At 44.0% G+C, this 820-nt stretch carries 2 protein-coding genes; one reads left to right on the forward strand and one right to left on the reverse strand.

Translation table 11 applies throughout. The annotated features are described in order from the left end of the window. The coding region (locus tag LD39_RS14745) for a M4 family metallopeptidase (RefSeq protein ID WP_035548725.1) at positions 1 to 242 on the forward strand (242 nt) is incomplete at its 5' end. 127 nt (positions 243 to 369) lie between these two features. Here the strand turns inward: LD39_RS14745 and LD39_RS14750 are convergent. Continuing rightward, positions 370 to 820 (reverse strand): beta-galactosidase trimerization domain-containing protein (locus tag LD39_RS14750; protein WP_035548727.1); only part of this gene is annotated, 451 nt, incomplete at its 5' end.

Genomic DNA, 820 nt, shown 5'->3' on the forward strand with positions numbered 1-820 from the left:
TTAATAAAGCCGCTTATCTATTGTCTGAAGGTGGAAGCCATAATGGCGTAAGCGTGTCTGGCATTGGAGAAGAAAAAACGTTTGACTTGTTCTACTATGCCAACGTTGATCTATTAACAGCGGACTCTACCTTTGAAGACTTGCGCAACGCAGTCGAAACTGTAGCCTCCGACCTTTATGGATCAGGATCTGCTGAATACCAGGCGGTTACGAACTCGTTTGACGCTACTTTAATTCCATAAAAACTATGAACCTATGAAAAACACCAGAGCAGAATTTCTGTGCTGGTGTTTTTATTACATTTTTTTCCACCTCAGGTCATCCAATATCTGGATGACCTGAGGTGGAAGATAATAGAAATGAACAGTCTTACTCTTTTACGATCTTACTTTCATAGGGTTGAAGCTCTATCGCGCCGTGCTGCTTTTTCTGGTCGCTATGATTCATCACGAATAAATAAGAGGAATCCTCCGCATGACGACGATAGACTTCCACATCCTCATCGGACTCAATATAGTCGATAGAGTGACGTTCTACCACTTTTTTCGCAATGACATCAAGAGCAGTTCCATCTATGCCTCCACCAATATAATAGACAACGCCTTCCCCGAAGGTGTTCTTCGTGACAGCTGCATAATCTCCATAAAATTGGTCTTGATAGCTGTATAGCACATCGGCTGTTTCTGCCACAAGCAAATCACGCCAAACCGACATATGGGCAGGAACCGAAGCAAACTCTCCAGCCCCTTTTAATTCCAGCGCATGCTCACTCGTTAACGATTCAATTTCTTCGACTCGCGCACCGACAAGATCCCGGACG

The sequence above is a fragment of the Halobacillus sp. BBL2006 genome (genome assembly GCF_000786645.1).
GTDB lineage: Bacteria > Bacillota > Bacilli > Bacillales > Halobacillaceae > Halobacillus.